The sequence below is a fragment of the Streptomyces sp. BR123 genome (genome assembly GCF_013401435.1).
Taxonomy (GTDB): Bacteria; Actinomycetota; Actinomycetes; order Streptomycetales; family Streptomycetaceae; genus Streptomyces.
Genome location: NZ_JACBGN010000079.1, coordinates 1 through 26,151, shown reverse-complemented (window position 1 = coordinate 26,151; position 26,151 = coordinate 1). Strand labels below are relative to the sequence as shown.

General features: G+C 72.7%; 30 protein-coding genes. 13 read left to right on the top strand and 17 right to left on the bottom strand.

All coding sequences use genetic code 11. The annotated features are described in order from the left end of the window. Positions 1–1,017: 1,017 nt before the first annotated feature. The 9 genes from HYE82_RS15380 to HYE82_RS15340 all read right to left on the bottom strand — a co-directional run bounded on the left by HYE82_RS15380 (position 1,018) and on the right by HYE82_RS15340 (position 5,047). Complete coding sequence (locus tag HYE82_RS15380) at positions 1,018–1,191, bottom strand: hypothetical protein (RefSeq protein WP_179174618.1); 174 nt, start codon at positions 1,189–1,191, stop codon at positions 1,018–1,020. Between the two features lie 83 nt (positions 1,192–1,274). Then, positions 1,275–1,685, bottom strand: a complete 411-nt coding sequence (locus tag HYE82_RS15375) for a gas vesicle protein K (protein ID WP_179174617.1) — start codon at positions 1,683–1,685, stop codon at positions 1,275–1,277. Further along, positions 1,675–1,905 (bottom strand): gas vesicle protein, encoded by a 231-nt coding sequence (locus tag HYE82_RS15370; RefSeq protein WP_179174616.1) that lies wholly within the window; start codon positions 1,903–1,905, stop codon positions 1,675–1,677. The genes HYE82_RS15375 and HYE82_RS15370 overlap by 11 nt, the downstream gene beginning before the upstream one ends. Further along, positions 1,902–2,735: a GvpL/GvpF family gas vesicle protein gene (locus HYE82_RS15365; RefSeq protein WP_179174615.1), complete on the bottom strand. Its 834-nt coding sequence runs from the start codon at positions 2,733–2,735 to the stop codon at positions 1,902–1,904. Before HYE82_RS15365 ends, HYE82_RS15370 begins: the two co-directional genes overlap by 4 nt. After that, positions 2,732–3,109 carry a gas vesicle protein gene (locus tag HYE82_RS15360; RefSeq protein ID WP_179174620.1) on the bottom strand — a complete coding sequence of 126 codons (378 nt, stop codon included), beginning with the start codon at positions 3,107–3,109 and terminating at the stop codon, positions 2,732–2,734. Before HYE82_RS15360 ends, HYE82_RS15365 begins: the two co-directional genes overlap by 4 nt. Positions 3,110–3,181: 72 nt before the next feature. Next, entirely contained in the window at positions 3,182–3,430 is a 249-nt protein-coding gene (locus tag HYE82_RS15355) for a gas vesicle protein GvpG (RefSeq protein ID WP_179174614.1), read from the bottom strand. A 36-nt stretch (positions 3,431–3,466) separates the two neighbouring features. After that, positions 3,467–4,183 carry a GvpL/GvpF family gas vesicle protein gene (locus HYE82_RS15350; protein ID WP_179174613.1) on the bottom strand — a complete coding sequence of 239 codons (717 nt, stop codon included), beginning with the start codon at positions 4,181–4,183 and terminating at the stop codon, positions 3,467–3,469. Positions 4,184–4,185: 2 nt separating this feature from the next. Beyond that, positions 4,186–4,644 (bottom strand): gas vesicle structural protein GvpA, encoded by a 459-nt coding sequence (locus HYE82_RS15345; RefSeq protein ID WP_179174612.1) that lies wholly within the window; start codon positions 4,642–4,644, stop codon positions 4,186–4,188. 28 nt (positions 4,645–4,672) lie between these two features. Beyond that, positions 4,673–5,047 carry a gas vesicle protein gene (locus HYE82_RS15340; RefSeq protein WP_179174611.1) on the bottom strand — a complete coding sequence of 125 codons (375 nt, stop codon included), beginning with the start codon at positions 5,045–5,047 and terminating at the stop codon, positions 4,673–4,675. A gap of 224 nt (positions 5,048–5,271) precedes the next feature. Here HYE82_RS15340 and HYE82_RS15335 point away from each other — a divergent pair, with 224 nt between their 5' ends. Together HYE82_RS15335 and HYE82_RS15330 are read left to right on the top strand one after the other, a co-directional pair. Further along, positions 5,272–6,375 (top strand): histone protein, encoded by a 1,104-nt coding sequence (locus HYE82_RS15335; RefSeq protein WP_179174610.1) that lies wholly within the window; start codon positions 5,272–5,274, stop codon positions 6,373–6,375. Positions 6,376–6,379: 4 nt separating this feature from the next. Next, positions 6,380–7,468, top strand: a complete 1,089-nt coding sequence (locus HYE82_RS15330) for an SRPBCC family protein (RefSeq protein WP_179174609.1) — start codon at positions 6,380–6,382, stop codon at positions 7,466–7,468. 72 nt (positions 7,469–7,540) lie between these two features. Here the strand turns inward: HYE82_RS15330 and HYE82_RS15325 are convergent, their stop codons facing one another. From HYE82_RS15325 to HYE82_RS15310, 4 genes are all read right to left on the bottom strand, one after another. Next, positions 7,541–7,711: a CsbD family protein gene (locus tag HYE82_RS15325; protein ID WP_179174608.1), complete on the bottom strand. Its 171-nt coding sequence runs from the start codon at positions 7,709–7,711 to the stop codon at positions 7,541–7,543. A 311-nt stretch (positions 7,712–8,022) separates the two neighbouring features. After that, positions 8,023–8,289 carry a GlsB/YeaQ/YmgE family stress response membrane protein gene (locus tag HYE82_RS15320; protein ID WP_179174607.1) on the bottom strand — a complete coding sequence of 89 codons (267 nt, stop codon included), beginning with the start codon at positions 8,287–8,289 and terminating at the stop codon, positions 8,023–8,025. A 103-nt stretch (positions 8,290–8,392) separates the two neighbouring features. After that, complete coding sequence (locus HYE82_RS15315) at positions 8,393–8,899, bottom strand: hypothetical protein (protein ID WP_179174606.1); 507 nt, start codon at positions 8,897–8,899, stop codon at positions 8,393–8,395. Positions 8,900–9,085: 186 nt separating this feature from the next. Continuing rightward, positions 9,086–9,865, bottom strand: coding sequence for a DeoR/GlpR family DNA-binding transcription regulator (locus HYE82_RS15310; protein WP_179174605.1), 780 nt, complete (start codon positions 9,863–9,865; stop codon positions 9,086–9,088). A gap of 196 nt (positions 9,866–10,061) precedes the next feature. Here HYE82_RS15310 and HYE82_RS15305 point away from each other — a divergent pair, with 196 nt between their 5' ends. After that, the gene (locus tag HYE82_RS15305) at positions 10,062–10,973 is read left to right on the top strand and encodes an SIS domain-containing protein (protein ID WP_179174604.1); all 912 of its coding nucleotides are present in this window, start codon (positions 10,062–10,064) and stop codon (positions 10,971–10,973) included. Beyond that, positions 10,970–11,809, top strand: a complete 840-nt coding sequence (locus tag HYE82_RS15300) for a class II fructose-bisphosphate aldolase (RefSeq protein WP_179174603.1) — start codon at positions 10,970–10,972, stop codon at positions 11,807–11,809. The genes HYE82_RS15305 and HYE82_RS15300 overlap by 4 nt, the downstream gene beginning before the upstream one ends. Positions 11,810–11,832: 23 nt before the next feature. Here the strand turns inward: HYE82_RS15300 and HYE82_RS15295 are convergent, their stop codons facing one another. Continuing rightward, complete coding sequence (locus HYE82_RS15295) at positions 11,833–12,678, bottom strand: hypothetical protein (RefSeq protein ID WP_179174602.1); 846 nt, start codon at positions 12,676–12,678, stop codon at positions 11,833–11,835. Positions 12,679–13,073: 395 nt separating this feature from the next. Here HYE82_RS15295 and HYE82_RS15290 point away from each other — a divergent pair, with 395 nt between their 5' ends. Continuing rightward, positions 13,074–14,264: an acyl-CoA dehydrogenase family protein gene (locus HYE82_RS15290; RefSeq protein ID WP_179174601.1), complete on the top strand. Its 1,191-nt coding sequence runs from the start codon at positions 13,074–13,076 to the stop codon at positions 14,262–14,264. Between the two features lie 18 nt (positions 14,265–14,282). Here HYE82_RS15290 and HYE82_RS15285 read toward each other — a convergent pair whose 3' ends face one another. After that, positions 14,283–15,194 (bottom strand): ADP-ribosylglycohydrolase family protein, encoded by a 912-nt coding sequence (locus HYE82_RS15285; protein ID WP_179174600.1) that lies wholly within the window; start codon positions 15,192–15,194, stop codon positions 14,283–14,285. A 472-nt stretch (positions 15,195–15,666) separates the two neighbouring features. Between HYE82_RS15285 and HYE82_RS15280 the strand changes: the two genes are divergently transcribed. The 5 genes from HYE82_RS15280 (at position 15,667) to HYE82_RS15260 (ending at position 21,186) form a co-directional block, all read left to right on the top strand. After that, entirely contained in the window at positions 15,667–16,749 is a 1,083-nt protein-coding gene (locus tag HYE82_RS15280; RefSeq protein ID WP_179174599.1) for an alcohol dehydrogenase catalytic domain-containing protein, read from the top strand. Then, positions 16,746–17,438, top strand: coding sequence for a pyridoxamine 5'-phosphate oxidase family protein (locus tag HYE82_RS39265; RefSeq protein ID WP_309144328.1), 693 nt, complete (start codon positions 16,746–16,748; stop codon positions 17,436–17,438). The genes HYE82_RS15280 and HYE82_RS39265 overlap by 4 nt, the downstream gene beginning before the upstream one ends. Further along, complete coding sequence (locus HYE82_RS15270; protein ID WP_179174598.1) at positions 17,438–18,205, top strand: HAD family phosphatase; 768 nt, start codon at positions 17,438–17,440, stop codon at positions 18,203–18,205. The genes HYE82_RS39265 and HYE82_RS15270 overlap by 1 nt, the downstream gene beginning before the upstream one ends. Beyond that, positions 18,202–20,652 carry a glycoside hydrolase family 65 protein gene (locus HYE82_RS15265; protein ID WP_179174597.1) on the top strand — a complete coding sequence of 817 codons (2,451 nt, stop codon included), beginning with the start codon at positions 18,202–18,204 and terminating at the stop codon, positions 20,650–20,652. The genes HYE82_RS15270 and HYE82_RS15265 overlap by 4 nt, the downstream gene beginning before the upstream one ends. 84 nt (positions 20,653–20,736) lie before the next feature. Further along, a complete protein-coding gene (locus tag HYE82_RS15260) occupies positions 20,737–21,186 on the top strand; it encodes a universal stress protein (RefSeq protein ID WP_179174596.1) in 450 nt (149 codons plus the stop codon). A gap of 8 nt (positions 21,187–21,194) precedes the next feature. Here HYE82_RS15260 and HYE82_RS15255 read toward each other — a convergent pair whose 3' ends face one another. Both HYE82_RS15255 and HYE82_RS15250 read right to left on the bottom strand, forming a co-directional pair. Beyond that, positions 21,195–22,049, bottom strand: a complete 855-nt coding sequence (locus HYE82_RS15255; RefSeq protein ID WP_179174595.1) for a universal stress protein — start codon at positions 22,047–22,049, stop codon at positions 21,195–21,197. A 198-nt stretch (positions 22,050–22,247) separates the two neighbouring features. Beyond that, positions 22,248–22,985 carry a response regulator transcription factor gene (locus HYE82_RS15250; RefSeq protein ID WP_179174594.1) on the bottom strand — a complete coding sequence of 246 codons (738 nt, stop codon included), beginning with the start codon at positions 22,983–22,985 and terminating at the stop codon, positions 22,248–22,250. Positions 22,986–23,199: 214 nt separating this feature from the next. On the opposite strand from HYE82_RS15250, the gene HYE82_RS15245 reads away from it, so the two are divergent. The 3 genes from HYE82_RS15245 to HYE82_RS15235 all read left to right on the top strand — a co-directional run bounded on the left by HYE82_RS15245 (position 23,200) and on the right by HYE82_RS15235 (position 26,132). Next, the gene (locus tag HYE82_RS15245; RefSeq protein WP_179174593.1) at positions 23,200–23,496 is read left to right on the top strand and encodes an SHOCT domain-containing protein; all 297 of its coding nucleotides are present in this window, start codon (positions 23,200–23,202) and stop codon (positions 23,494–23,496) included. Between the two features lie 110 nt (positions 23,497–23,606). Continuing rightward, positions 23,607–25,316 carry a SulP family inorganic anion transporter gene (locus HYE82_RS15240; RefSeq protein ID WP_179174592.1) on the top strand — a complete coding sequence of 570 codons (1,710 nt, stop codon included), beginning with the start codon at positions 23,607–23,609 and terminating at the stop codon, positions 25,314–25,316. 204 nt (positions 25,317–25,520) lie between these two features. Next, a complete protein-coding gene (locus HYE82_RS15235) occupies positions 25,521–26,132 on the top strand; it encodes a hypothetical protein (protein WP_179174591.1) in 612 nt (203 codons plus the stop codon). The last annotated feature ends 19 nt before the right edge of the window (positions 26,133–26,151 follow it).

Genomic DNA, 26,151 nt, shown 5'->3' with positions numbered 1-26,151 from the left:
GTGGTGCGTCGGTGCGGGGCGCTTCGCCCGGCCTGGGTCGGTGGGCATCCGGGGGTTTCCCGGCCGCCCATCGTCCTTCCGGTGCGGGCCGGCCTGTAAAGGGCGCTCCTCCTTCGTCGTCGCGTCGCTGCGCGATGGCCTTCGGCCACCCTTGACAGACCGACCCGCCCCGGAACGACAAAGAGCTGCCGGGAAACCCCTGAAGGACGGCCAGGGGGAGGGGAGATCAGAGAGGCAGGGCCCACCGCTGCGCCTTGCAGCGTCTTCATGCGGCCGGACTATGCCTGCTGGCCGGCGTGGGGCGCGGGCACCTGCGGGCACCTGCCGGCACCTGCGGGTACGAAAAGTCGGCCGCCAAGCCCTGCTGCCCGCAGGAAATGTCGACCAGAGCCCCCTCGGGGCGCGGCTGCGCATCAGATCGCTACGTGCTCCTCGTTGACTCGGCGACTGACGGCCGTCCGTGGCCGGAGGGCGACACATCGCCGCACACGGCAGCAGCTCGCCAACCCGAGGTCCGCCGCGTAACTCCACGATCGTGATCGGGAACGAGCCACTGGGCGGGAGGAAGAGTGCCGTGTCCGAGATGCCGTCTGCTGTCTGCTTCCCGACACGGACGTACTTGGCCTTCGTGGCCCAGACGCCCAGATCTCCGGTGTCGGCACTGTAGATCTCCCAGGTCTTGCCCCGTTCCTCGCCGTCCGGCAGCCAGGTTTCCGGCCTTTCCTCCCACACCGTGACATGGGTGACCCAGTGGAGGACTTGGTGGAACGGGTTGTCGTGCTGCGCGGGCTCCCTCGGGGCGCGCAGGGAGCCCAGGCCGCTCAGCCCCAGGTAGGCGAGTGAGTACGCGATCGCCGCCGCACCCTCGTCCCCCTCGTCCGGTGGCACCGTGACGACGGTGCCTTCGTAATGCGGTGCACCGTACAGCGCGGCCTTCAACCCCGGAAGGGGGTGGCCTGCCCTGGCTTCTTCTGACGGCTTCCCGGCCACCTGCTGAACACCTCCGGCGGTTTCGATTCAGGGCTTGAGGCTGTCCTTGCCCTTCTCCTTCACCTCCCGGGCCTTGCCGCGGGCCTCCAGCGCTGCGCCCTTGGCCTCCGTGGTTCTGTTGCCCAGAGCGTGCGCGGTCTTCCTCACGGCCTTTCCGGCCGCTTGCTCCGCCTTGGCTTTGATCTTCTCGCGGGCACTCATGTCTGTTTTCCCTCTTTCCTCTGTTCGCCCCTACCCCGGAAACGCGGGGAAATCGGCCCGGGCGTGCGCCCTGGGAGGCGCCATCAGGGTCCGGGTGGCGGGAGAAGGGGGCCGAGGGGGCCGAGGTCGAGGTTGAGGTCTTCGAGCTTGAACCCGTGCTGGGCGCACAGTTCGGTCATGCGGTCGTGGAGGGCGAGGAGGGTGGCCCCGAGTTCCTCTTCCTGCGCGTCGCTGAGGCCGCCCGCTTCGACGCGGCGTATTGCCTGCCGCTCGATGAGCTGCCGGAGGAGTTCGACCACGGTCAGTACGAGCTTGACCAAGTCCTCCTCGACCGTGTCGGGGCCGGTACGGATACGGCGTCCGCGGGAGCGGCCGGACGGAGGCGCGTCCGTCGGGGACGCCGGCAGCAGCCGGACGGCGTCGGCCATCGCGTCGCCGACCGGGCGCAGGTCCGGGGCGTCGGGATGCGGCAGGCGATCGGGGTCACGGCTCATGGGGCTCACCGTTCGACCCCGGTCGCGGAGCGTCGGCAGTGCTGACGGAGCTGATGAGGGCGCGCAGGGAGATCCGGACGAGGTCGATGTCCGCGATGGACAGGATGATGTCGCCGGTGATCACGACGCCGCCGGCCAGCAGCCGGTCGAGGAGGTCGACGAGTGCGACCTGCCGACCGGCAAGGGCGGTGGTGTGGTCGTTGCGGTCGGAGGGACTCATGGCGCAGGGGTGACCGGTGGTGGGGGTCCAGCAGCGGGCAGCGGGGTGGCGAACGAGTACGGAGCCCAGGGGCCGGTGACCTCGATGTGGATTCCGGGAAGGTCCTCGGCCGCGCTGTGGAGCGCTGCCCGGAAGGCGTCGGCCTGCTCGTCGGGGACGAGGAAGGCGTCGTTGAGGACGTTCTCCCCGGCCGTCGACTCGGTGAGCGGGCCGCTCTGCGCGGGGTGGCGTACGCGCTGGGTCGTGCACTGCCCGGCGATGGCGGCGAGGCGGTCGGCGGCGAGCTGCGCCTGCCGGTAGTGGTCCTCGCGGGCATCGTGGTGGGCACGGCGGGCCTGCAGGTACGCCTTGCCGGGGCTGGTGGATGCGGCTTCCGCAGCGGCGGGGGGCTCGGTGGAGGGGCGTACGTAGATCTTGACGCCGTACTCGGTGTGGGCGCTGAGCCGGGCCAGCTGGGTGGCGAAGTCCTGCGCCTGTGCCTGCAGGGCCTGGAGTGCTCGGGTGCGGTCCTGGTAGAGGGTGGCCATGCGCAGGGGCAGCACCGTGGTGTGAGCGGCGAGGGCCTCGATGACGTGGTGGTGGGCGCGGGCGGTGTCCTCCAGCCAGCGAAGGTCCTCGAAGTGGTCCCTGAGCGCGTCTTCTGCCCAGTCGGCCCGTGGGACCTCGCTGATGACGAAGGCGACCGGCCCCGCTGCATCACCGGGAGGCAGCAGGGCGGTGACGGGGCTGCCCGCCACTCCGACGAGGGCCGACAGGACGTGGTCCAGGACGGACGCGGGGGGCGTGACGGCGTAGACGTAGGTGAAGGTCGGGGCGGCGGGGGCGTTCACGGTTCGGTCCTCCGCCTCGGCGTACCGCGGGCGCGACGCTCGTCCTGCTCAAGGCCCAGGGGGTCGGGCTGCGGTTCGGACGCGGTGAGCCGGTCCTGCCGCAGTTGCGCCAGTTCTTCGCGCAGGCGCTGGTTCTCGGCGGCGAGGGAGGGGTCCTGGTGACGGGAGGACAGCGACGCGTCGTGCTCCCACCAGTCGATGCCCATCTCCCGGGCCTTGTCCACCGACGCGATCACGAGCCGTAGCTTGATGGTGAGCAGCTCGATGTCGAGCAGGTTGATGCGGATGTCTCCGGCGATGACGATTCCCTTGTCCAGCACGCGCTCGAGGATGTCGGCCAGGTTGGCCGAGGAGCTGGGCGGGTAGCCCGCCATCGGTGGGCCGGCGCCGAATCTGCGGTCCAGGGGGTTCGTCACGGGCGTTCGCCTCCCAGTCGTCTGCCGCCGTCACAGGTCGCCCCTGTGGTACCTGTCGATCTCCATCAGTCGTTCGATCAGCAGGTCTTCCTCGCGTTCGAAGGTTTCCTCGTCGATCTCGCCGTCGGTGAGCCGACGCTCCAGTTCGGCGAGCTCCGCCCGGACGGTTGCCGGGTCGTAGTACTCCGCCTCGGCCTCGTCCGCCACGCGCTGAGCGACCCAGACCACGCCCCGGACCGGGAGCAGGGGTGAGGTGATCAGTTTCTCCAGCAAGCCCATCGCGGGGTGCTCCTTTCTTCAGGGGGCCGGCGCGTTCTAGGCCACGAAGCTGTACGGAGGCAGCGGCCCGGTCAGGCGGACCGAAAGCCCCGCACCATCTGCCCGGACCAGCTCGGCGTGCGCGTCGAGCAGGGCTGCTGCGCCGTCCCGCGGGACCAGCAGGGACAGGTTGAGGAAGTCCTCGCCGCCAGGGACGTGCAGGGTGTGCTCGCGCCCCAGCGGCGCCAGGGACCGGAGCAGTCCGTCGGCCGCGTTCGCACGCCGCTGCTCGACCTCGGCGGCGATCAGTTGCCCGAGTTCCAAGGGAAGGCGCGGGTCCGGCGACCCGCTGAGGATCTCTTCGTTGAGCCTCCGCGCCTCGGGTGAAGCGTCCAGGATCTCGCGGAGCAGGTGCTCCTGCTCGTGCGAGGCCTTGATGTTGTACTCGGCGCAGCCCTGCACACGTTCCAGGGCGGCCCGGTATGCGTCCTCCTGCTCTTCGAGCACCTGGCGCACGGCCCCGTCGTCGGGCGCGGTGTATCCGAATTGCAGCGGCAGCGGCGTCCCGTCGGCCATGAGGCGGTCCTGAACGGCCTGGTGGGCGGCCACGTCCCGCCTCTTGGGGCGGATCTCCTCGTCGATGTCGCTGACCACGGCGCGCAGTACCCCCGTGGATACCGTTCGCACGGCAGGGCTGTGGGAGCCGACGCCGGTGAGGCCGTCGATCCGGCAGGGATGGTCGTGCAAGGTGACGGCGTACACGTAGACGGCCATGGTCATTCCCTCTCACGCCGCACGGGCCGTCGGACGGGTCGCCGGCGCCGAGGAGGCTCTTGTTCCTCTTCTTCTTCCTCCGGCTCGTCCTCCTCCTTGTCCCGGCCGGGCAGGGACTGCGTCACGGCATCGAGCGCGCCGGTGAGCGCACCTTTCGCCTTTCCCTGGCTGCCGCCCTCGACCATCTGGCCGACGACCTCCGGCAGCTGGGCGGGGGCCTTGCGGCCCGCTTCCAGGTCGAGCCGGTTGCAGGCCTCGGCGAAGCGGAGGTAGGTGTCGACGCTTGCGACCACGATGCGGGCGTCGATCTTGAGGATTTCGATCCCGACCAGAGAGACGCGTACGAAGGCGTCGATGACGAGCCCACGATCGAGAATGAGTTCCAGGACGTCGTAGAGGCTGCTCGTCCCTCCGCCGCTGCGGCTGAGGCCTCCGCTCGCTCCCTGCGGCACCATCGTCATGGCTCTTCCCTTCCGGGCCGGTGCGGTGTCAGCCGCCCAGCCGGTCGATCATGCCCCGGCTGTACCTCCGGGTCCGTTCGTAGGAGATCAGCTCGCCCTGCCCGTCCAACTGCACGCGGTAACTGGCCATGACGCTGGTGGTGTCCGGGATGCGTTCGAGTTCGACCACCTCGACCACCGCCTCCCAGCCGTCGTCCGTGGGCTTCAGGGACGAGACCGACTCGGGGCGCCGGCCGAGCAGCTCCGACAACTGCTCCGCGGCAGCCCTCAGAGCGCCCGCCGCACTGGGCACGCCGCTCCTCTTGGAGGTGCCGGCCTTGCCTGCGGGCCTGGTACTGGGCTGCTCGTCGTCGTCGCCCTGGGACGGGCGGCGCCGACGGCGAGCCGGTTCCGACGTGGTCATCTGCTCCCCTCGTGAACCGATCTCCATGGACTTAAAACGCCTCCCCCGTCACCTCCGGGCCACACCCCCAAAACCGGATTTTCTTCACATGTAAGTGCATATCCTCCGCCAGGGTGAGCAGCCCCCTGGTAGGTACGGACGTCGTCAGGGCCTCCTCCTGATGGACGGACCACCGCCACCTGGCTTGCGGCCAGGTGATCCACCAGTCGGGAAGGGATCAGGCTATGGAGGACACGTCCAAGCTCGCCCTGGCAGCCGCCGTCGCGGGAGGCTACGTACTGGGACGAACGAAGAAGGGCCGCATGGCCCTGTCGTTGGCGACCTACCTCGCCGGCCGTAGGTTCAGCCTGCAGCCGGGCCAGCTCATGGCACTGGGGCTGCGCAAACTGGGGGAAATGCCACAGACGGCCGAGCTCGGTGAACAACTGCGCGGTGAAGCCCTCGACGCGGGCCGCAAGGCCCTCACGGCCGCTGCCAACCGGCAGCTCTCCAGCCTGGCCGACTCCCTCCACCAGCGCACGCTCGAACTCAGCAGCGGGCGCGAGAGGCCGGACGAGGCCCCCGAGGAGGACGAGGACGAAGCGTACGAGGCCGCCGGCTACGACGAAGAGCCCTACGCTGACGAAGAGTCCGAGGAGCCGGAGTACGAGGACGAGGAGCCGTACGAGGGCGAGGAAGAAGAAGAGGGCGAGGAAGAAGAAGAGGGCGAGGAAGAGCCCTACGAGGCCGAGGAGGAGCCCTACGAGGGCGAGGAGGAGGGGGAGCGGGAAGAGCTCTACGAGGAGGAGCCGGAAGCGGAGGAGGAGCCGGAGGAGGAGCGTCCCCGGCGCAGGAGTGCACGGTCCACCGCCGCTCGTACGGGCGCCGCCCCGTCCAAGACGTCCACTTCCCGCGGCTCACCGGCGGAGAAGGGGGACAAGGCAGCGAGGAAGCCGGCCGCCAAGAAGCCGGCCGCCAAGAAGCCGGCCGCCAAGAAGGCAGCGCCGGCGAAGAAGGCCGCGCCTGCGAAGAAGGCCACGCCCGCCAAGAAGGCCGCGCCCGCCAAGAAGGCCGCGCCCGCGAAGAAGGCCGGCTCGGCGAAGAAGACGGCCGCACCGGCCAAGAAGGCCGCGGCGGCCCAGAAGGCCCCGGCGAAGAAGGCGGCGGCGAAGAAGACCGGTGCAGCGGCGAAGAAGAAGGCCCCGCCGGCCAAGAAGGCTGCGGCGAAGAAGGCCAGCGCACCGGCGAAGAAGGCCACGACGCGCCGGGCGACACGGAGCACCGGCGGCAGGAAGGCCGCGACGTCAGCGAAGAAGACGACGGCACGCAAGCCGTCGACGCGGAGGTAGCGCCATGGCCACCCCAAACCGTTCACGCACGTCCGGGGGCCCCGTCGACCAGCTGCTCGAGGAAGTCGGCGGTTATCTTGCGGCCCAGGCGAATCAGCTGGCCGACAAAGCGGTCGGCAAGCTGGGGGACCTCACCGACGACCTCTACGACGTGGCCGACAACGGAGGCTCGCTCGCTGACATCGGCAGCCGACTCCTGCAGGGCGACTCACCCCTCAAGGCCGCCGTGGGCAGCACCTTCGGCGGCCTCAAGGACAAGGTCAAGGACATCGGCAGCAGCCTGACGGGCGGGGGCAAGGGCCGCAAGAGCGGATCCAAGCCCACGCACATCTGCGAAGTCATCGACGTCGGAGTCCCGCTGCGCGACGCCTACGACCACTGGACGCGGTACGAGAACTTCAGCACGTTCTCCAAGGGCGTCCGCAGCGTCTCACAGGGCGACGACACCACGTCCGACTGGAAGGTCAAGGTAGGCCCGTCCACCCGCAGCTGGCAGGCCACCGTCCAGGAGCAGGTCCCCGACGATCGGATCGTGTGGACCTCGGAAGGACCCAAGGGCACCACGCGTGGATGCGTCAGCTTCCACGAACTCGCCCCTTCGCTCACCCGCGTGCTCGTGATCGTCGAGTACTACCCCTCCGGCCTGTTCGAGAGGACGGGCAATCTGTGGCGTGCGCAGGGCCGGCGCTTGCGGCTGGACCTCAAGCACTTCGCGCGCTACGTGACCCTCTCGGACGAGGAGCCGGACGGATGGCGGGGCGAGATACGCGACGGTGAAGTGGTGCGTACCCACGAGGAGGCTGTCGAAGAGGAAGAGGGAGAAGAGGAAGAGGGAGAAGAGGAAGAGGGAGAAGAGGAAGAGGGAGAAGAGGAAGAGGAAGGGGCCTCGCAAGAGGATCCGGAAGAGCAGGAGGGTCCGGAAGAGTACGAGGACGAGGCGTACGAGGAGGAGTACCCCGAAGACGAGAGCGGCGAGGAGGACATCGACGAGGAGGAGGACGAGGAGGAGGAAGAGGGCGAAGGCGACGACAGCGAAGACGAGGGCCCGGACCGGGCCGAACACCGTCGCCGTCGCCAGCGCAGCCGCCGGTGACCCCCCGGTGCCGCCCCGGTACGACGAGGCCGCCGTCCACGAAGGGACGGCGGCCCCGTGCGCGCGGCTCGGTCAGGTCAGGGTGTCCTTCGCCTTCCGCCCGGTCTGTTTGGCGTCAGCGGCCGTTTGCTCGATCTTTCCCTTGGCCTCAAGGCTTTCGTTGCCGACGGCCTTGCCGGTCGTCTCCTTCACCTTCCCCTTGAGATTCTTGCCCACGTTCTTGGCTTTCTTGCCTGCAGCCATGTGGTCACCTCCGAGCTTCTACCTGGCCGCTGCCCTCTGCGGCGCTACCTATGCCTTCCCCACCGCCGTTATTGCTGCGAGCCCTGAGCCGGGCCACTCGGGGATCCGGCGTGCATCGTCTGTGATCCCTAACGCCGCGCGCACAACGGACCGCAGCGCCCGCCGGATCGCCAGTCCCACGCCCCACACCATCAGCCGGACACCCCACACCGACATGCGCAGAACGGTACGGCGGAGCACCGCCCGAGGCGTCCAACGAGCGAGCACCCGCCGCCTTCCCCGCTTGTGTCCGCGCCGCCGCGGTGTGAACTTCACGAGTGTCTCCTGCCGGCAACCAGACGGTACACGGCCAGGAGAATGAGGGAACCGACAATGGCGGCGATCCAGGTGGAGAGCTCGAAGAATCCGTCAATGGATTCGACTCCGAAAATGACCTTGCCGAGCCATCCGCCGAGAAGAGCGCCGGCAACGCCGATGAGTATCGTGACGATGATGCCGCCGGGGTCCCGACCCGGCATCAGGAGCTTCGCGAGGATGCCGGCGAGCAGGCCCAGAAGAATCCAACCGATGATGCCCATGGAATGCCTCTTGTCAACGCTCAATACATGAATCGTGCATAAATCAATCTGCGCCGCCTGCTGGATTCCAAACCTCGGAAATGTGCTGAGCGAAAAATCAGTCCTACCCCAGAGCGACGTCCTCGTTCGCCAGCAGATCCTGCAGCAGCACCCGATGGAGGGCGGCCACCGGCTCGATCAGGTCGGGGTGGCGCAGCAAGGGCGCGGCGCGGTGTTCGCGGCTGCCGGGCCGCAGGAGCCGGGTGACTTCGCCCGCCAGGCCGATGTCGGCGACGCGGTGGGCAGCGACGGCGAGGGCCGGGTCTGCGAGGAGGCAGGCGGCCCAGCTGACCACGGTTTCGTCCACCCACGTTCGCCAGGCGGTGCCGGCGTCGTCGCTCTCGTGCTCGGCGCCGGTCAGCCAGTCCAGTCGGGCGCTTCCGCCCGGGCCGAGGAGGTGCAGCAGACGGGCGTCGAGCGCGGTCGGGTAGCGCAGGGCGGCGGCGAGGGTGACGGCCTGCCTGGCCTGGGCTTCGGCCAGGGCCTGGCTGTACGCGCCCGGGGCGGGCGGGAAAGCGGTCAGCAGCCAGCGGGTGCCGGCGGCTATGACGGGTGCGAGATCGGCGGACACGGCGGCTTCCTCGGGAGCGTGCTCGCCCTGCCCGTGCCGGGTCCGCGAGCTGCGGCGCGAAGCTGCGCTGCTCCGCTCGTGGCGGACCAGTGTAGGTCGGGCAGCCGGCGTGCGGTGTGACGCACGTCACCGGACGGCGGGAGGCCGGCTCGGCCGCGGGCATACGGGCCTGGCCCCCGGAACCCCTCACACCCGTATCACCCCGACGCCCGCCGCCTCGAAGGCCTCCGCCACCGCGTCCGGGAGGCCCGTGTCCGTGACCAGGGTGTGGACCGATTCCGGTGGGCAGATGCGGGCGAAGGCGCGGGTCCCGAGTTTGCTGGAGTCGGCCGCGACGACCACGCGGCGGGCGCGCTCGCACAGGAGGCGGTTCATCGCGGCCTCGTCCTCGTGCCGGGTTGCCGCGCCGTCGGCCGGGTCGAAGGCGTCGACGCCGACGATCGCGGTGTCCACCGTGAGCTGGCCCAGTACCTGCTGGGCCAGCGGGCCGGTCAGCTCGTACGACTGGGAGCGGGCGACCCCGCCGGTCAGGACGATTTTGAACTGCGGTCTGATGACGAGCTCTCCCGCGATGTTGAGGGCGTTGGTCACCACCGTCAGCGCCGGCGAGCCCGACGCCAGGTCCGGGCGGCCCGCGAGGGCCCGGGCCACCTCCGTGGTCGTCGTGCCGCCGGTCAGGCCGATGACCTCGCCCGGCGCGACCAGGGCTGCCACCGCCTCGCTGATGCGGTGTTTCTCGGCGGCCCGGCGGGAGGTGCGGTAGCGCAGCGGGAGTTCGTAGGAGACCCCGTGTACGACCGCCCCTCCACGGGTCCGGACCAGCAGTTGCTGTTCGGCCAGCCGGTCGAGGTCGCGGCGGATCGTCGCGGCGGAGACGCCGAGGGCTTCCGCCGCCGGCTCGACCTCGAGCTCGCCCCGCTCCACGAGCAGGTCCAGCAGTGTCTGCCAGCGCTCCTTACGGGTCATGGACGCCATGGCCTTCGCCCCTCCGCTCTCCCCGTGCCGGTCAGCCGCTCGTCGTCCCCCGGCCGTAGGTCTCACCTGTCCCGACACTAGCCCACGCGATCACACCTGAGATGCTTGAAGTTGCGTGAAAGTGCCCGATACCTTGCAGCAAACCGCAGTGAAGCGAGCGAGTGCACAAGCCGGGCAGGGAGCCGCCATGAGCCAGAGCCACGTCGCGTACGAGTTGGGCACCCAGCCCGAGTGCTGGGAGCGGGCAGCCGAACTGGCCCCCGTCTGGAAGGCCGCGCTTCCGCAGCCGCGGGAGCGTACGGCGATCGTGGGATGCGGGACCTCGTACTACATGGCGCAGGCGGCCGCCGTGCTGCGCGAGGAGGCTGGCGACGGGGAGACGGACGCGTTCCCCGCCTCGGAGTTCCCCCTGCACCGCCGCTACGACCGGGTCATCGCCCTGACCCGGTCCGGCACGACCACCGAGGTGCTGGACCTGCTGGCCGGGCTGCGGGGCGCCGGCGTGCCGACGACCGCTCTGGTCGGGGATCCGGCGACTCCGGTGATGGGGCTCGCCGACGAGCTGCTGGTCCTGGACTTCGCGGACGAGCAGTCCGTCGTCCAGACCCGCTTCGCGACGACCGCCCTGACCCTCCTCCGCGCCCACGTCGGCCGGCACACCCCCGCCGCGGTGGCCGACGCGCGGACCGCCCTCGCCGAGCCGCTGCCCGAACACCTCCCGAGCCGGCACCAGTTCACCTTCCTCGGCCGCGGCTGGACCGTGGGCCTGGCACACGAAGCGGCGCTCAAGATGCGCGAGGCGTCACTGTCCTGGGCCGAGTCCTATCCGGCGATGGAATACCGGCACGGCCCCATCAGCATCGCCGGCCCGGGTACCGTCACATGGTGCCTGGGCGAGGCACCCGACGGGCTCGCCGGGCAGGTGCGCGAAGCCGGGGGCGAGTGGATGGCGGCCGGACGGCTCGACCCGCTCGCCGAGCTGGTGCGGGTCCACCGGCTGGCCCTGGCCGCCGCGGCCCACCGGGAGCTGGATCCGGACCGGCCGAGGAACCTCACTCGCTCGGTGATCCTCACCGCGGGCGAGGGGGCGGCCCGATGAGCCTGGCCTCCGCCGGCGGGCTCGTCATGGAGGCGGCCTCCGCCGGGAGGGCCGTCGCTGCTTTCAACATCATCACGCTGGAGCACGCCGAGGCCGTCGTCGCCGGCGCGGAGCAGGCGGGTGTGCCCGTCATCCTCCAGCTGAGCGAGAACGCGGTGAAGTTCCGCGGTGGGGCACTGCTGCCGATCTCGCGGGCCGCCGCCGCGTGCGCGGAGGCAGCCGCGGTCCCGGTCGGCCTGCACCTCGACCACGTCAAGAGTCCCGACCTGCTCCGGCAGGCCGTGGACGCAGGCTTCAGCTCGGTGATGTACGACGCCGCGCAGCTGCCGTACGCCGAGAACCTGGAGGCGACCCGCTCGGCCGCCGACTGGGCGCACGCCAACGGGCTGTGGGTGGAAGCCGAGTTGGGGGAGGTGGGGGGAAAGGACGGTGAGGCGCCGCTCGATCCGCATGCGCCCGGGGCCCGTACCGACCCGCACGAGGCCCGCCGGTTCGTGGCCGACTCCGGGGTGGACGCCCTCGCGGTGGCGGTCGGCAGCACCCACGCGATGACCAGCCGCACCGCCGCCCTGGACCACGGGCTGCTCGCCCGGCTGGCCGAGGCGGTGGGTGTGCCGCTGGTGCTGCACGGTTCCTCGGGGCTTCCGGACAGGGAGCTCGCGGCCGCCGTGGCGGGCGGCATCCGCAAGGTCAACATCGGTACGGCGCTGAACCTGGCCATGACCGAGGCCATCCGCGCCCACCTCACCCCGGCGGACCCGCGCCCCTACCTGACGGCGGCCCGTACGGCGATGGCGGCGACGGCGGCTGCGCTGATCAGCACGCTGACACGCTGACGAGGCTCGATCGCCCGTCCCGCTCAGCGCGGTACCAGCCGGGCCTGGTGGCAGGTGATGCCGTGCCAGCGGGCCCGGTCCGGGGTGGCGCCGGGGGACAGGCTCCGCCGGGCCTCGACGGCCGTGACGTGGCGGGCGTCGGTGAGGCACATGACGAGGAACAGCGCCGTCCGATCCGGCTCGACGCTCTCGAGGTAGTACCAGTCGGCCCGGACGGACCGGTTGCCCGTGAGGAACGGGCGCTGGAGGAAGTCCTGTACGTCCAGCGGGAAGTGGCCGAGGACGTCCTGGGCCTCGGCGGGGTCCAGGGCGAGCCGTTCCACCCGTGCCCCGGGTCGGCCGGGCGCGGCGGGACTCCCCGCCGCTGCCGCTGCTGCCGTGCCCCCGCCGAAGGACCGGCTCCGCAGGGTCCCGGGCTCCAGCCGCACCCGCTCTCCACGGAAGTCCCAGGCCCGCCCCTCGGACGGTGTCGGCTGGACCCGGCAGAGCCCGCGGTCGCCGAGCACCACCGCGAAGGGGACGCCGTCCTCGGTGAGGTGGGCCCACCACAGCAGGACCGTGCCGGCCTTCTCCAGGGTCTTGCCCCGGACATCGGCCGGCAGCCGTTCCCAGCAGGCCTCCCGGTCGGGCAGGTCCGGGGCGACGGGCAGTGGCCCGGGCTCGTGGATCTGGGTCAGCCCTTCGGGCTGCTGCTCGGCCCGGGCGCCGGTCCGGCTCTCCTGCGACCCTTGTCCGGGCGGCCGGTCCGCACTGCGCGGCTCCGGCATCCGGTCCCGCCCGGCGAACTCGCGCCGCCACGCCTCGTCCCCGCCCATGTCGTTCCCCATGCCCATGCCCATGCCCATGCCCATGCCCATGCCCATGCCCATGCCCTGAGCCTTCCGGATGCGCGCCCCGACCCCGACCGACCTGTCATTGTCGGCCAGTGCGGTCCCGGTTGTCAGGCGTTCGGCGCGGCGGGCACGGTCTGTGCGAAGACGGCCAGGGGCCGGGGCCGTGAGGCCGGATCCCGGATTTCGCCGAGGTGCACGTGTGCGCCTCCGAGAGGGGTGGAGTGGAGCGGCTCCCGTTGGGGGAGGTGCCCACGCGGTCCTGCCGGGCATCGAGGCAGCCCTCCGTCACCAGGTGCAGCTCGTGGCCGTACCCGACCATGGCCAGCCTCCGGGACACGGACCCTTCCGGATTCTTGAAACAGGTTCTACTCTGCCCCCGCCGGCCGGCCGGCCGGGCCGCACCACCCGACAGCAGAGCACCCGGAGGGGCCGTGCACCTCGAATACACGCCTGAGCAGCAGCGGTTGCGCAGCGAGCTGCGCGCCTACTTCGCCGAGCTGGTCCCGCAGGACGTCCATGCCCGCTACGCGGACCCCACCGCCCGGAAGCGCTTCTACCGGCAGACCATCCGCCGGCTCGGGGAGGACGGCTGGCTCGGGGTGGGCTGGCCCGAGGAGTACGGCGGGCGCGGCATGTCGGCCATGGACCAGTTCGTCTTCTTCGACGAGGCAGCGCAGGCCGTCGTCCCGCTGCCGCTGATGGCACTCAACACGGTCGGTCCCACGCTCATGCAGTTCGGCACCGACGAACAGAAGGCGTACTTCCTGCCCAGGATCCTCTCCGGCGAGATCGACTTCGCCATCGGCTACAGCGAGCCGGACGCCGGAACCGACCTCGCCGCCCTCAAGTGCCGGGCCGTCCGCGAGGGCGACGAGGAGACCGGCACCTACGTCGTCAACGGCCAGAAGATCTGGACCACCAACGGGGACACCGCCGACTGGGTGTGGCTCGCCGTGCGCACCGACCCGGACGCCCCCGCACACAAGGGCATCACCATGCTCCTCGTGCCGACGGACGACCCCGGCTACTCGTACACGCTGATCAACACCCTCGCCTCCCACGACACCACGGCCGGCTACTACGAGAACGTCCGCGTCCCGGCCGGCCGCCGCGTGGGGCAGGAGAACAAGGGCTGGCGGCTGATCACCAACCAGCTCAACCACGAACGGGTCACCCTCGCCGCCCACGGCACCATGGCGATCCGGGCGCTGCACGACGTCCAGCGCTGGGCGGCCGCGACCAAGCTCGCGGACGGGCGCCGGGTCATCGACCTCTCCTGGGTCCGCGGCCGCCTCGCCCGCACCCACGCCCGGCTCGACGCGATGAAGCTGCTGAACTGGCAGATGGTGAGCGCGGTCCAGGACGGCACCCTCACTCCGCAGGACGCCTCCGCCGTCAAGGTGTACGGCTCCGAGGCGCGCCGGGACGCGTACGCCTGGCTGCTGGAGGTGGTCGCCGCGGTCGGCCCCCTCAAGGAGGGCTCGACGGGCGCCGTCCTGCACGGCGAACTGGAACGCGGCTACCGCAGCGCGGTCATCTTCACCTTCGGCGGCGGCAACAACGAGATCCAGCGCGAGATCATCTCCTGGATCGGCCTGGGCATGCCCCGCGTCCGACGCTGAGGACTCCGGTGTGAGCCCTTACCGCGGCCCGACCGGGGGCAGCGGTTCACGGGCTGCGTGCCAGGCGGGCGGGAGAGCGGCGACACCCGTACGAGCGGCGATCACACCGCCCGCGACAGCGCAGGTGGTGTCGATGTCGCCGCGCCCGGCGACGGTGAACCACAGGCCCTCGTGCAGGTCGTCGAGGTGTCCCGCCGCGCACCAGAGGGCGTAGGGGACGGTGTCGGGCCCGGACATCCGGTAGCCGGAGCCCAGGACCTCCGCGGCGTGCCGGACCGAGGTGCGTGCCGGCATCCGGGCCGCGATCCGCACTCCCGACCGGACGTCGCTGTCGGGGAGTCGTTCGGCGACCGCCTGGAGGAAGTCCGGACGTGACGGTGCGGGCCCGCCCCGGCTGCGCGTCGCCAGCGCCGCGGCGAGCGCTACCGCCACCGCCGCGGCGACCGCCTCCGGGTGGTGGTGGGAGACCGCGCTCTGCGCGGCGGCCTGCTCGGTGACGGCGTCGAGGTCGGCGGCGTGCCAGGCGCCGAGCGGGGCGACGCGCATGGCCGCGCCGTTGCCCCAGGAGCCCTGGCCGCCGAACTGCCCGGCCACCACCTCCCGCCAGGGCTCGCCCGAGCCGATCCGGCGGAGCACGTCGTGCATCGAGGCTCCGTAGCCGCGGTGCGTGTCGTCGGCGTAGGCCTCGGCGAGGCGCAGGGCGAGGCGGTCCTGGTCGACGGTGCCGGCGCCCTCGGCGAGTTCGCGGACGAGAACGAGCGCCTGGGCGGTGTCGTCGCTCCACCGCCAGAGCGGCTCCGGGGGCAGGGTCCGTGCCTCCAGGGCTGCCGGGCCTTCGCGGCGCAGGATGCCGAACCAGCGGTCACCGAAGGCATCGCCGAAGGCGAGCCCGGACAACGAATCCAGCGCGGCAGCAGGCAGGTTGATCATCGGAGCAGTATCACAGGGCGCCGGCGTCCCGGGCACTACGGGGTCAGGGCGCGGCGGCGGGGGCTTCCCGGTGTGCAGTGGACGCCGCCGACGGGCGCCCTGGACGGCGTGGGTGCCGGCGGCCTCGCAGGGCAGCTCGGCCCGGTTGCGGCGGCGCAGGTCCGCGACACCCTGGAAGAGCCGCAGACGACGGGGATCCGGGCTTCGGGCGGTCGGGTCGGCGCGGCGGAAGCGGAAGCGGAGGCGCGGGGCCGGCGGGTCGCACCGGCGGGCCCGCCGGCAGGGGCCCGACCGGTCCCCGCCCGGGGCCGACCGGCCCAAGCGGGGCGGAGGGGTGCGGGCACAGCCTGGCAGTGACCACTTCCGCAGGGACCGGGCACGGCACCCCGCACCGCACCGCACCGCCCCGCACACAGGACACAGGACACAGGCACGGCATCCAGGCATCGCAACACAGAGAGAAGGACCCGCCATGAAGGCTCTCGTCTTCCACGGGCCCGGACAGACCTCCTGGCAGGACGTCCCGGACCCTTCGATCAAGGAGGCCGCCGACGCGATCGTACGGGTCGACGCCGTCACCATCTGCGGCACCGACCTGCACATCATCAAGGGCGACGTACCCGACGTGACCCCCGGCCGGATCCTGGGGCACGAAGCCGTCGGCACCGTCGTCGAGACCGGCGGCGACGTCCGCACCGTCCGTCCCGGCGACCGCGTCCTGATCTCCTGCATCTCCGCCTGCGGCCGCTGCCGCTTCTGCCGAGAAGCCCGCTACGGGCAGTGCCGCGGGGGCGGCGGCTGGGTCCTGGGCCACACCATCGACGGCACCCAGGCCGAGTACGTGCGCGTTCCCTTCGCCGACCTCTCCGTCCACCCGCTGCCCCACACCCTGGCGAGCCACGAGGCGGTCCTGCTCGCGGACATCTTCCCGACCTCGTACGAGGTGGGCGTCCTCAACGGAAACGTGCGCCCCGGCGACACGGTGGTCGTGGTCGGCGCCGGACCCATCGGTTTGGCGGCCATCGCGACCGCAGGGCTGTACAGCCCGTTCCGGACCATCGCCGTCGACCTCGCCGCCTCCCGGCTGGCAGCCGCCCGCGCGCTCGGCGCCGACGCCACCGTGAGCGCGGGGGAGGAGCCCGACCGGCTGGTGGAGGACCTGACCGAGGGGCTCGGGGCGGATGTCGTCATCGAGGCCGTCGGCGTACCGGAGGCGTTCGAGCTGTGCACCCGCATGGTCCGTCCCGGCGGCCGGGTCGCCAACATCGGCGTCCACGGCAAGCCCGCGACGCTCCACCTCGAAGACCTGTGGATCAAGGACGTCACCCTCACCACCGGTCTCGTCGACACCTACTCGACCCCCATGCTGCTGCGCATGACGGCCGCGGGCCGGCTGCCCGGGGCGGCGTTGGTCACCCACCGTTTCGAGATGGACCAGATGGAAGAGGCGTACGACGTCTTCTCCCGCGCCGCCGCCACCGGCGCCCTGAAGGTCGTGCTCGGCGGACCGCAGCACGACACGGTCGCCGTGCCCGTGCCGCCCGAGGAGCAGTGATCACCGTGCAGAGCAGCCCGCGAACCCCACATCGGCCGTCCGGCGGTACGGGCGGACGCACCGACCTCGGCCGCCGCCTGGCGGCCCGCCGCGAGTCCCTCGGCCTGAGCCGTGAGGAGCTGGGCCGGCAGTGCGGAGCGGACGCGAACTACATCGCCTACCTGGAGGAGCACGCGGCCTCGCCGTCCATCGGCACCCTCGTCCGCGTCGCCGACGCCCTCGGCGTCACGGTCGACGACCTGACCGGCGCGAGCGCCGACCGGGTCCCCGGCCGGTCCACCGGCCGGCGCGACACCTCGCTCGCAGCGCTGGAGGAGGCCGAGTGCCGGCGGCTGCTGGGCACGCACGGCGTGGGCCGCATCGCCGTCTTCACCCCCGACGGCCCGGCAGTCCTGCCCGTCAACTACCTGGTCACGGGGACCGGCATCGCCTTCCGTACGCATGCGCACGCCGTTGCCGCCAGAGCGGCGGGAACCGAGGCCGCCTTCGAGATCGACCGCATCGACGACGTGACCTCCGAAGGCTGGAGCGTCCTCGCCGTCGGCGAACTCGCGGCCGTCACCGACGCCGGCGAACTGCGGCACCTGAACGCCGAAGGCCGGTCCCACCCGTGGGCCGGCGGCGAGCGCACCCACTGGATGAAGCTCACCCCCGTCCGGCTCACCGGCCGCCGCGTGGTGCACGGCTGATGGGCGCCGTCCGCGCGGTCGTCTTCGACACCGACGGGGTGCTCCTGGCCACGGCGGCCCGCCACGCTGCCGCCTGGAAAGAGACCTTCGACGGGTGCCTCGCCGCATGGCAGCACCCGGACACCGGTGAACGGCCGCGCCCGTTCGACGCCGTCCGCGACTACCGGGAGCTGGTGGACGGCCGGTCCCGGCTCGACGGCGTACGGGCCTTCCTCACGGCCCGCGGCATCGACCTCCCCGACGGAACCGCACAGGACCCGCCGGGGTGCGGCAGCGCGCACGCGGTCGCCGCCCGCAAGGAGCAGATCTTCTCCGCGATGGTGCGGGCCGAAGGCGTGGAGGTCTTTGACGACGTCCGGCCGGCGCTGCTTCGCCTCCGGGAGATGAAGGTCGGATGCGCGGCCGCCTCGGCCTCGCGGCACGCCCGCTCCCTCCTCGCATCCGCAGACCTCACCGGCTTCTTCGGCGCCTTGGTGGACGGGACGGACGCGGACGCGCTGGCCCTCCCCGGCAAACCGGCCCCCGCCCTCTTTCTGGAGGCGGCCGACAGGCTCGGCGCCGGCCCCGGGCACACCGCCCTGGTGGAGGACGCGCTCGTCGGCGTCGACGCGGGACGGCGGGGCCGCTTCCGCCTCGTCGTGGGAATCGACCGCGACGGTGACCCGCAGACCGCGGACGCCCTGCGCGCGCACGGCGCCCACCTCGTCCTGCCCGGCCTCGGCGGGCTGCCCGCCGCGCTCGCCGCCCTCGGAGGCGACCGGCCGTGACCACCGCCTGGAGCTGGGAGCACCGGGCCTACGACCCCAAGACGGAGCGGCTGGCCGAGTCCCTGTACACCCTCGGCAACGGCCGCTTCGCCACCCGCGGATCGGCCCCCGAGAGCACCGCCGACGCCGTCCACTACCCGGCCACCTACCTCGCAGGCTGCTACAACCGCCTCACCTCCACCGTCGCCGGACGCACGGTCTCCAACGAGGACCTGGTCCGGCTGCCGGACTGGACCGCCCTGCGCTACCGCTGCCTGCCCGACGACGCACCGCCGGACGCCGCACCACCCGGAGCCGCACCGCCCGACGCCGTACAGCCCGGCGACTGGCTCACCCCGGACCATCCGAGCCTGCGCCACCACCGCGTCTCGCTCGACCTGCGCACGGGAACGCTCACCCGCCACATGCTCTTCCACGACGCCGAAGGCCGCCGCCTCGGCGTCACCCACACCCGCCTCGTCCACATGGGCGACCCGTACCTGGCCGCGCAGCGCACCGTCTTCCGCGCGTACGGCTGGAGCGGCCGGATCGAGGTCGCCGCCGTGCTCGACGGGGACGTCACCAACGCGGGCGTGGACCGCTACCGCGCCCTGGCCGGACGGCATCTCGTCGCGCACCGGGCGGGGGTGGAGGCGGAAGGCACCGCCTGGCTGTCCTGCCGCACCTCCGCCTCGGCCATCCGGATCGGGCTCGCCGTACGGACCTCCGTGCGACCCTTGGCCGCCGCGCACCGCGCCTGCAAGGCCACCGCCACCGCCGCAACCCAGACGTCCGTCGTGCCGATCCGGCGCGGCCGGCCGGTCGTCGTCGTCAAGACCGCCGCCCTGTTCACCTCGCTCGACCGCCCCCTCGCCGATCCCGTACGAAGCAGCATCGAGCACGCCGAGCACGCCCCGGACTTCCCGTCGCTGCTGGCGTCCCACCGGGCCTCCTGGCAGCGGATCTGGAGCGAGGGAGAGCTGAGAGTGGAGGGCGAGACCGGCCGGATCCTGCGCCTGCACGCCTTCCACGTACTGCAGACCCTCTCGCCCCACACCGCCGGGCTCGACGCCGGCGTCCCCGCCCGGGGGTTGCACGGGGAGGCGTACCGCGGCCACGTCTTCTGGGACGAGCTGTTCGTCCTGCCCTACCTCGCCCTGCACTTCCCCGAGACCGCCCGCGCCCTCCTGACGTACCGCCACCGACGGCTCCCCGCCGCCCGGGAGTCGGCGCGCCGGGCGGGCGCCACGGGGGCGATGTTCCCCTGGCAGAGCGGCAGTTCCGGCGCCGAGGAGACACAGCGGCTCCACCTCAACCCCCGCTCCGGCCGCTGGCTGCCCGACCACTCCCACCTCCAGCACCACGTGGGCTCGGCCATCGCCTGGAACGCGTGGCAGTACGGCCTCGCCACCGGCGACACCGGCTTCATGCACGGACCCGGCGCGGAACTCCTGCTGCACATCGCCCACTTCTGGGCCGGAGCCGCCACCTGGGACCCCGGCCCCGGCCGCTACCGGATCCGCGGCGTCGTCGGCCCCGACGAGTACCACGACGCCTACCCCGACGCCGCCGCTCCCGGCATCGACGACAACGCGTACACCAACGTCACCGCGGCCTGGGTGCTCGCCCGCGCCCTCGACCTGTACGGGGAACTCCCCGCCGCCCGACGCGCCGAGCTCCTCGCACAGCTCCGCCTCGACGCGGACGACCTCGCAGGCTGGGAGGAGCTCTCGCGCCGCATGTACGTGCCCTTCCACCGCGATGTGATCAGCCAGTTCCACGGCTACGGCGACCTCGCCGAGCTCGACTGGGACACGTACCGCGCCCGCTACGGCGACATCCGCCGCCTGGACCGCATCCTGGAGGCCGAAGGCGACACCCCCAACCGCTACCAGGCGTCCAAACAGGCCGACACCCTCATGCTCGGCTACCTCTTCCGGCCCGCGGAACTCGCCCGGCTCTTCACGCGACTGGGCTACGCCCTCGACGACGAGCTGTGGGCGCGGACGGTGGCGTACTACCTGCAGCGGACCTGCCACGGCTCGACGCTCAGCAGCCTCGTCCACGGCTGGGTGCTCGCCCGGCAGCAGGGCCCCGAGGCGTGGCGGTACTGCCAGGAAGCCCTGATCGGCGACATCACCGACATCCAGGGCGGCACCACCGGCGAGGGCATCCACCTCGGAGCCATGGCCGGCACCCTCGACCTCGTCGAACGCGGCATCACCGGGCTCGAACCGGGCCCCGACGGGCTGCACATCGACCCGGTGCCGCTCTCCGAGATCCCCGGCTCCGCGTTCTCCCTCTCGTACCTCGGGCACCGGGACGTCCGCATCAGCTTCCGGCCGGGCAGGCTGGGCGTACGCGTCCCGCCGTCGCCCCTCGGCCCGGTGCCCCTCGTCCTGCCCGGCGGCCGGCGGGTGCGGGTGGCGGCGGGCCGGGAGCGGTGGTTCCGCCTGCCTGTCGGCTGAGGTTCCCCCGCCCGGCCTCCTCGCGTGGCGGTGCGTACGCGCTTCGTACACGCTGGTAGGGAGAGGGCCGGAAGGGGTGAAGGCATGGACACGCACAACGGGACTCCGCGGATCGTGGTGGGCGTCGACGGATCGCCCTCCTCGCAGTCCGCGCTGCGCTGGGCGGTGCGGTACGCCGGCCTCGTCGGCGGGAACGTCGTGGCGGTCACGGCGTGGGAGGTCCCCGGCAGCGCGTCGTGGTCGGCTCCGGCGGTGGACGCCACGTTCGACGAGGAGGAGGCCGAGCGGCTCCTGGTCGAGGAGGTCCGCACCGTACTCGGCGAGGACGGTGCCTCCCTCGTCCACGAGCGCCTGGTGCACGGCCATCCGGCCGACGTCCTGGTGGCCGAGGCCGAGGGGGCCGAGCTGCTGGTCGTGGGCAGCCGCGGCCGCGGCGGCTTCCGCCGGGCCCTGCTCGGTTCCGTGAGCCAGCAGGTGGCACTCCACGCCCCGTGCCCGGTGACCATCGTCCGCCCGGACGTGCCCGTCGACTGAGCCCCCGTTCAGTCGTGGGCGATGACGGCGACCGGGGCGGCGGCATGGTGCAGGACCGCGTGGGCGACCGGGCCCAGGCGCGCACCGAGGGGCGAGCGGCGGCGGTGGCGTCCCACCACGACCAGTGCCGCACTGCGGCTCGCCCGGACCAGCCGCTCACTCGCGGAGCCCGTGAACACCGTGCAGGTGACGCTCACTTCGGGGAACCTCTGCCGCCAGGGCGAGAGCACGTCGTCCAGCAGGTTCGTGACGCTCCGGCTGATCTCCCGCTCGATGTCCGCGCGGGCGGAAGGGGCGTACGCATACGCGGGCGGCAGCTTCCGGCCGTGCACGGCCCGCAGCGGGCAGCCGCGCCGGGCCGCTTCCTCGAAGGCGAAGGCGAGTACCCGGTCGCACGCCTCGTGGACGTCCACGCCCACGACGATCCCGGCGGCGTCGTCGTGGGTGTCGGCGTTGCGGACGAGGACCACCGGCGCGTCGGTCGCGACCACGGTCGACATCGCCACCGAGCCGACGACGAAGCCGACCAGCCCGCCCAGGCCCCGCGACCCCAGCACGAGCAGCCCCGCGTCGGCGGCCTCGGCGGCCAGGGCGGCCGCCGGCTGGGCGGTGGGGCAGCGGGCCGTGACGTCGAGCTGCGGATGGCGCTGCCTGAGTTCCTGTGCCGTCTCGGCCAGTGCCCGGTCGGCCCAGCGGTCGACGTCCTGGCGGCCGAGGCCGGGGAGGACCGGGTCCAGGGGCCAGTCGACGGCGTGGACGAGCCGCAACGGCACGCCCCGCAGCACGGCCTCCCGCGCGGCCCAGCGTGCCGCCGCCCGGCTCTCCGCGAAACCGTCGACTCCGACTGCCACGTGGTTCTTCATGACGGCGAGTTCCTCCCTGTGGTCGGCCGGGTGTCGGCTACCGGCGTCGCGTCCGCCACCTGATCCGGTTCCGGCGCGTGCCCCTCACCATCCGCCGGAGCGGAGAGGGGAGCGAGGGCCGAACGGTCCCGTCCGGGGCCCGGGCGGCCCTCCTCCACCGGCCTCGGCGCCGCTGTTCGGCACGAGCCGTCCGGACGGTCAGCCGCCGCGGCCGTGCTCGTGCTCGTGGTCGTGCTCGCGGTCGTGGTCGTGACCGCGGTCGTGGTCGTGGACCTGTGCGGCGATCACGGCCGCCTGGACCCGGCGCTCGACTCCGAGCTTGCCCAGGAGCCGGGAGATGTGGTTCTTGACCGTCTTCTCGGACAGGTACAGCCGCTTGGCGATCTGCCGGTTGGTGAGGCCGTCGCCGATGAGTTCCAGGACGGCCCGCTCCCGCTCCGACAGCCCCGCCAGGCGCGGGTCCTGCGGTACCCCGGCCGGCTCCGGCTCGCGCAGGGAGTGCATCAGGCGGGCGGTGGTGGCCGGATCCAGCATGGACTGGCCGGTGGCGACCGTCCGCACGGCGGCCACCAGGTCGGAGCCCTTGACCTGCTTCAGTACGTAACCCGCGGCACCTGCCATGATCGCGTCCAGCAGGGCGTCCTCGTCGTCGAACGACGTCAGCATCAGGCAGGCGAGCCCCGGCATGCGCGACCGCAGCTCCCGGCAGACGCCGATGCCGTTGCCGTCGGGCAGCCGTACGTCGAGCACGGCGACGTCCGGGCGCAGCGCCGGGCCGCGGGTCAGTGCCTGCTCTGCCGTGCCCGCCTCACCGATGACGGTGATGTCCGGCTCGGAGTCGAGGAGGTCGCGCAGTCCGCGCCGGACGACCTCGTGGTCGTCGAGGAGGAAGACCTTGATCGGTGCCCCGGCGGAGGTGGCCGGATCGTCGGACATGAGCGCCCCTGGTTCTGTTTGTGTCGCCCCTGGTTCGGTCCTGGTCGGGTCAGCGCCGTGCGCTTCCACCGGAATTGTCTCAGGAAGGGCGGCCATGGGCCCTGTGGCCCCCGCTGTGGCCCGACCGGCTCATGTCCGGTGCCGCCCGGCCGGGGATCCTGGCAGCAGGCGGCCGGGTTTCCGCCGCCCAACCCGTCGACCCGGTAGGTATGGCATGTACTGGAACGGTCACATGGGTCCCTGGGGCTGGTTGGCCATGTCCCTCACGGCACTCGTCTTCTGGGCCCTGATCATCGCAGCCGCCGTTCTCGTGGCCCGCAGCTTCAAGCGGGACGGTGCGGCCGCGCAGGGTGCGGCCGCGCACGCGGCGCCCGCTCCGCGCGCCGCCTCCGCCGAGGGGGCCGAGACGCTCCTCGCGGAGCGGTACGCCAAGGGTGAGATCGACGACGAGGAGTACGCGCGGCGGCTCGCCGTACTGCGCGGCCACGCCCCGGGGCCCGCACCCCCGTGAGCTGCCGGTAGCGGGCAGCGGCCGGGCCGCGCTCGCGCGCTTCACACGCCCGTGCCCGCCCGCACGGCACGATGGTGCGGCACACGCCCGCAGGAAGTCCCGGAGGTGCCATGCCGGAGCGGCGACCGATCGCTGTGCCTGCGCCCGTCTTCCGCGGTTACCGGAAGGCATGGCTGCGCGGCGACCTCCTGGCGGGGATCACGGTCGCCGCCTACCTCGTTCCCCAGGTCATGGCCTACGCCGGGGTGGCCGGGCTGCCGCCGGTCACCGGCCTGTGGGCGGTACTTCCGGCCATGGTGCTCTACACCCTGGCCGGGTCGTCCCGGCTGCTGTCCGTCGGGCCGGAGTCGACCACCGCCCTCATGACCGCCGTGGCCGTCGCCCCGCTCGCGGGCGGTGACCCCGCGCGGTACGCGGTGCTCGCGGCAGCCCTCGCGGTCGTGGTCGGCCTGCTCTGCACGGTCGCGTGGGCCGTCCGGCTCGGCTTCCTCGCGGACCTGCTCTCCCACCCCGTGCTCGTCGGCTACATGGCCGGAGTCGCCTGCATCATGATCGTGGACCAGCTGCCCGAGCTCACCGGGGTCGGCGGCAGCGGGTCCGGGTTCTTCCCGCAGTTGCTCTCGTTCCTCCGCGGCCTCGGCGACGTGCACCGGGCCACGGCCGTCCTCGCCGCAGGATGCCTGGCCCTGCTGTTCGGCCTGCCCCTGCTGGGGCGCGCCGTGCCCGGGCCGCTCGTCGTCCTCGCCCTCTCCACGGCCGTGGTGGCCGGTTTCGGACTCGACGACCGGTACGGCATCGACGTCATCGGCGCCGTCCCCACCGGGCTGCCGGGCTTCGCCCTGCCCCGCCCGTCCGACTATCCCGACCTGGTCCTTCCGGCCCTCGGAGTGCTCCTGGTCGGCTACTCGGACGTCGTTCTGACCGCGCGCGCCTTCGCCTCCCGCGACGAGCCGCAGCTCCTGGACGCGGACCGCGAGCTGCTCGCCCTCGGCGCGGCCAACCTCGGCGCCGGTGTCCTCCAGGGCTTCCCCGTCAGCAGCAGCGCCAGCCGCACCGCCCTCGCGGACTCCGCCGGCGCCCGCACCCAGGTGTACTCCCTCGCCGTCGCCGCCTGCGTCGTCGCCGTCCTGCTCTTCCTCGGCCCCCTGCTCGCCCACACCCCGTCCGCCGCCCTCGGCGCCATCGTCGTCTACGCCGCCCTGCGCCTGGTCGAGGCCGACGAGTTCCGCCGGCTCGCCGCCTTCCGCCGCCGCGAACTCCTCCTGGCCGTCGGCTGCACCCTCGGCGTCCTCGTCCTCGGCATCCTGTACGGAGTCCTCGTCGCCGTGGCCCTGTCCGTCGCCGAACTCCTCACCCGGGTCGCCCGCCCGCACGACGCCGTCCAGGGCATCGTCCCCGGCCTGGCCGGCATGCACGACATCGACGACTACCCGACCGCCCGCACCATCCCCGGCCTGCTCGTCTACCGCTACGACTCCCCGCTCTTCTTCGCCAACGCGGAGGACTTCCGCCGCCGCGCCCTGGCCGCCGTGGACGCCCAGGACGGATCCGTCCGCTGGTTCGTCCTGAACACCGAGGCCAATGTCGAGGTCGACATCACCGCCCTCGACGCCGTCGAGGCCCTGCGCGCCGAACTCACCGGCCGGGGCGTCGTCTTCGCCCTCGCCCGCGTCAAGCAGGACCTCCGCGCCCCCCTCGACGCCTACGGCCTCACGGCGTCCATCGGCGAGGACCGCATGTTCGCCACCCTCCCCACCGCCGTCGCCGCCTACAGCACCTGGCGGGGAGACCAGGACAGCGGCCCGGCCGACGCAGGCTGAGACCGCCGCCCCCTTCCCCTTCACTGCCGGGCAGCGGACGATGTCCTCCCGAGGGGAGGCCCTGCGGTCGCGGCCGGGGGTGCCCGGGCCGGCCGCGGCGCGTGCCCTTCTCCGTCGCCGCGACCCCGCCCCTTCGCCGCTGCGTGGCCCGGGGAGCGGCAGCGGAGGAGAGTGGGGGAGAGGGGCTTACCCCGGAGGTGCACGATGTCCTGCCGGACGCCCGGCCGGGGTGCCGGTACGGGGGCGAACCCGCTGCGGCGGGGGGCCGACCGTGCCCGCGCCCGCTGGCACGCCGTCTTCGCGTTGGCCTGCGTGCTCGCGGTCGCCTGCGCGATCGGCACCGGCCTGGCCGTGCACGCTGCCGGCGAGCGCGCCGCCGAGGCCCGGGCCCGTCTCCTGCACCGGGTCACGGCCACCACCGTGGCCGAGCCGGTGGGGCCGGAGGCAGCGCGGACCGCGGGCGCGCCCGCGACCTCGGCGCAGGCCACCTGGCGGTATCCGGGCTCCCGCGTGCACACCGGGCCGGTCCCCGTCCCACCCCGTACGCCGGCCGGGCAGTCCGTCGCCATATGGGTGGACGACGCGGGAGACGTCTCCCTCAGGCCGCCGCGCGCTGCGGACGCGATCACCCTCGACGCGATCGCCGCTGCCGCCGGCACCCTCACAGCGGTCGTCCTGAGCGCCGGCGGCCTGGTCTCCGTACGGCTGCGCCGGATCGAGGCGGGCAGTCTGCGGCAGTGGGAGCGGGACTGGGCGCGCGTCGAGCCGTACTGGTCCGGGCGCGCCCGCCCGGAGCAGGGCGCGGACGACGACTGACGGAGGACGGGCGGGGGGC

Coding starts and splice junctions, on each gene's coding strand:
- HYE82_RS15360 (WP_179174620.1), bottom strand. CDS start 3,109: ATGGCGGGCTACCCGCCCAGCTCCTCGGCCAACCTGGCCGACATCCTC.
- HYE82_RS15355 (WP_179174614.1), bottom strand. CDS start 3,430: ATGGGCTTGCTGGAGAAACTGATCACCTCACCCCTGCTCCCGGTCCGG.
- HYE82_RS15280 (WP_179174599.1), top strand. CDS start 15,667: ATGAAGGCTCTCGTCTTCCACGGGCCCGGACAGACCTCCTGGCAGGAC.
- HYE82_RS15240 (WP_179174592.1), top strand. CDS start 23,607: ATGCCGGAGCGGCGACCGATCGCTGTGCCTGCGCCCGTCTTCCGCGGT.
- HYE82_RS15260 (WP_179174596.1), top strand. CDS start 20,737: ATGGACACGCACAACGGGACTCCGCGGATCGTGGTGGGCGTCGACGGA.
- HYE82_RS15370 (WP_179174616.1), bottom strand. CDS start 1,905: ATGAGTCCCTCCGACCGCAACGACCACACCACCGCCCTTGCCGGTCGG.
- HYE82_RS15305 (WP_179174604.1), top strand. CDS start 10,062: ATGAGCCAGAGCCACGTCGCGTACGAGTTGGGCACCCAGCCCGAGTGC.
- HYE82_RS15300 (WP_179174603.1), top strand. CDS start 10,970: ATGAGCCTGGCCTCCGCCGGCGGGCTCGTCATGGAGGCGGCCTCCGCC.
- HYE82_RS15255 (WP_179174595.1), bottom strand. CDS start 22,049: ATGAAGAACCACGTGGCAGTCGGAGTCGACGGTTTCGCGGAGAGCCGG.
- HYE82_RS15375 (WP_179174617.1), bottom strand. CDS start 1,685: ATGAGCCGTGACCCCGATCGCCTGCCGCATCCCGACGCCCCGGACCTG.
- HYE82_RS15325 (WP_179174608.1), bottom strand. CDS start 7,711: ATGGCTGCAGGCAAGAAAGCCAAGAACGTGGGCAAGAATCTCAAGGGG.
- HYE82_RS15310 (WP_179174605.1), bottom strand. CDS start 9,865: ATGACCCGTAAGGAGCGCTGGCAGACACTGCTGGACCTGCTCGTGGAG.
- HYE82_RS15350 (WP_179174613.1), bottom strand. CDS start 4,183: ATGGCCGTCTACGTGTACGCCGTCACCTTGCACGACCATCCCTGCCGG.
- HYE82_RS15245 (WP_179174593.1), top strand. CDS start 23,200: ATGTACTGGAACGGTCACATGGGTCCCTGGGGCTGGTTGGCCATGTCC.
- HYE82_RS15270 (WP_179174598.1), top strand. CDS start 17,438: ATGGGCGCCGTCCGCGCGGTCGTCTTCGACACCGACGGGGTGCTCCTG.
- HYE82_RS15235 (WP_179174591.1), top strand. CDS start 25,521: ATGTCCTGCCGGACGCCCGGCCGGGGTGCCGGTACGGGGGCGAACCCG.
- HYE82_RS15340 (WP_179174611.1), bottom strand. CDS start 5,047: ATGACCACGTCGGAACCGGCTCGCCGTCGGCGCCGCCCGTCCCAGGGC.
- HYE82_RS15335 (WP_179174610.1), top strand. CDS start 5,272: ATGGAGGACACGTCCAAGCTCGCCCTGGCAGCCGCCGTCGCGGGAGGC.
- HYE82_RS15330 (WP_179174609.1), top strand. CDS start 6,380: ATGGCCACCCCAAACCGTTCACGCACGTCCGGGGGCCCCGTCGACCAG.
- HYE82_RS15285 (WP_179174600.1), bottom strand. CDS start 15,194: ATGATCAACCTGCCTGCTGCCGCGCTGGATTCGTTGTCCGGGCTCGCC.
- HYE82_RS15320 (WP_179174607.1), bottom strand. CDS start 8,289: ATGGGCATCATCGGTTGGATTCTTCTGGGCCTGCTCGCCGGCATCCTC.
- HYE82_RS15380 (WP_179174618.1), bottom strand. CDS start 1,191: ATGAGTGCCCGCGAGAAGATCAAAGCCAAGGCGGAGCAAGCGGCCGGA.
- HYE82_RS15345 (WP_179174612.1), bottom strand. CDS start 4,644: ATGACGATGGTGCCGCAGGGAGCGAGCGGAGGCCTCAGCCGCAGCGGC.
- HYE82_RS15295 (WP_179174602.1), bottom strand. CDS start 12,678: ATGGGCATGGGCATGGGCATGGGCATGGGCATGGGCATGGGCATGGGG.
- HYE82_RS15250 (WP_179174594.1), bottom strand. CDS start 22,985: ATGTCCGACGATCCGGCCACCTCCGCCGGGGCACCGATCAAGGTCTTC.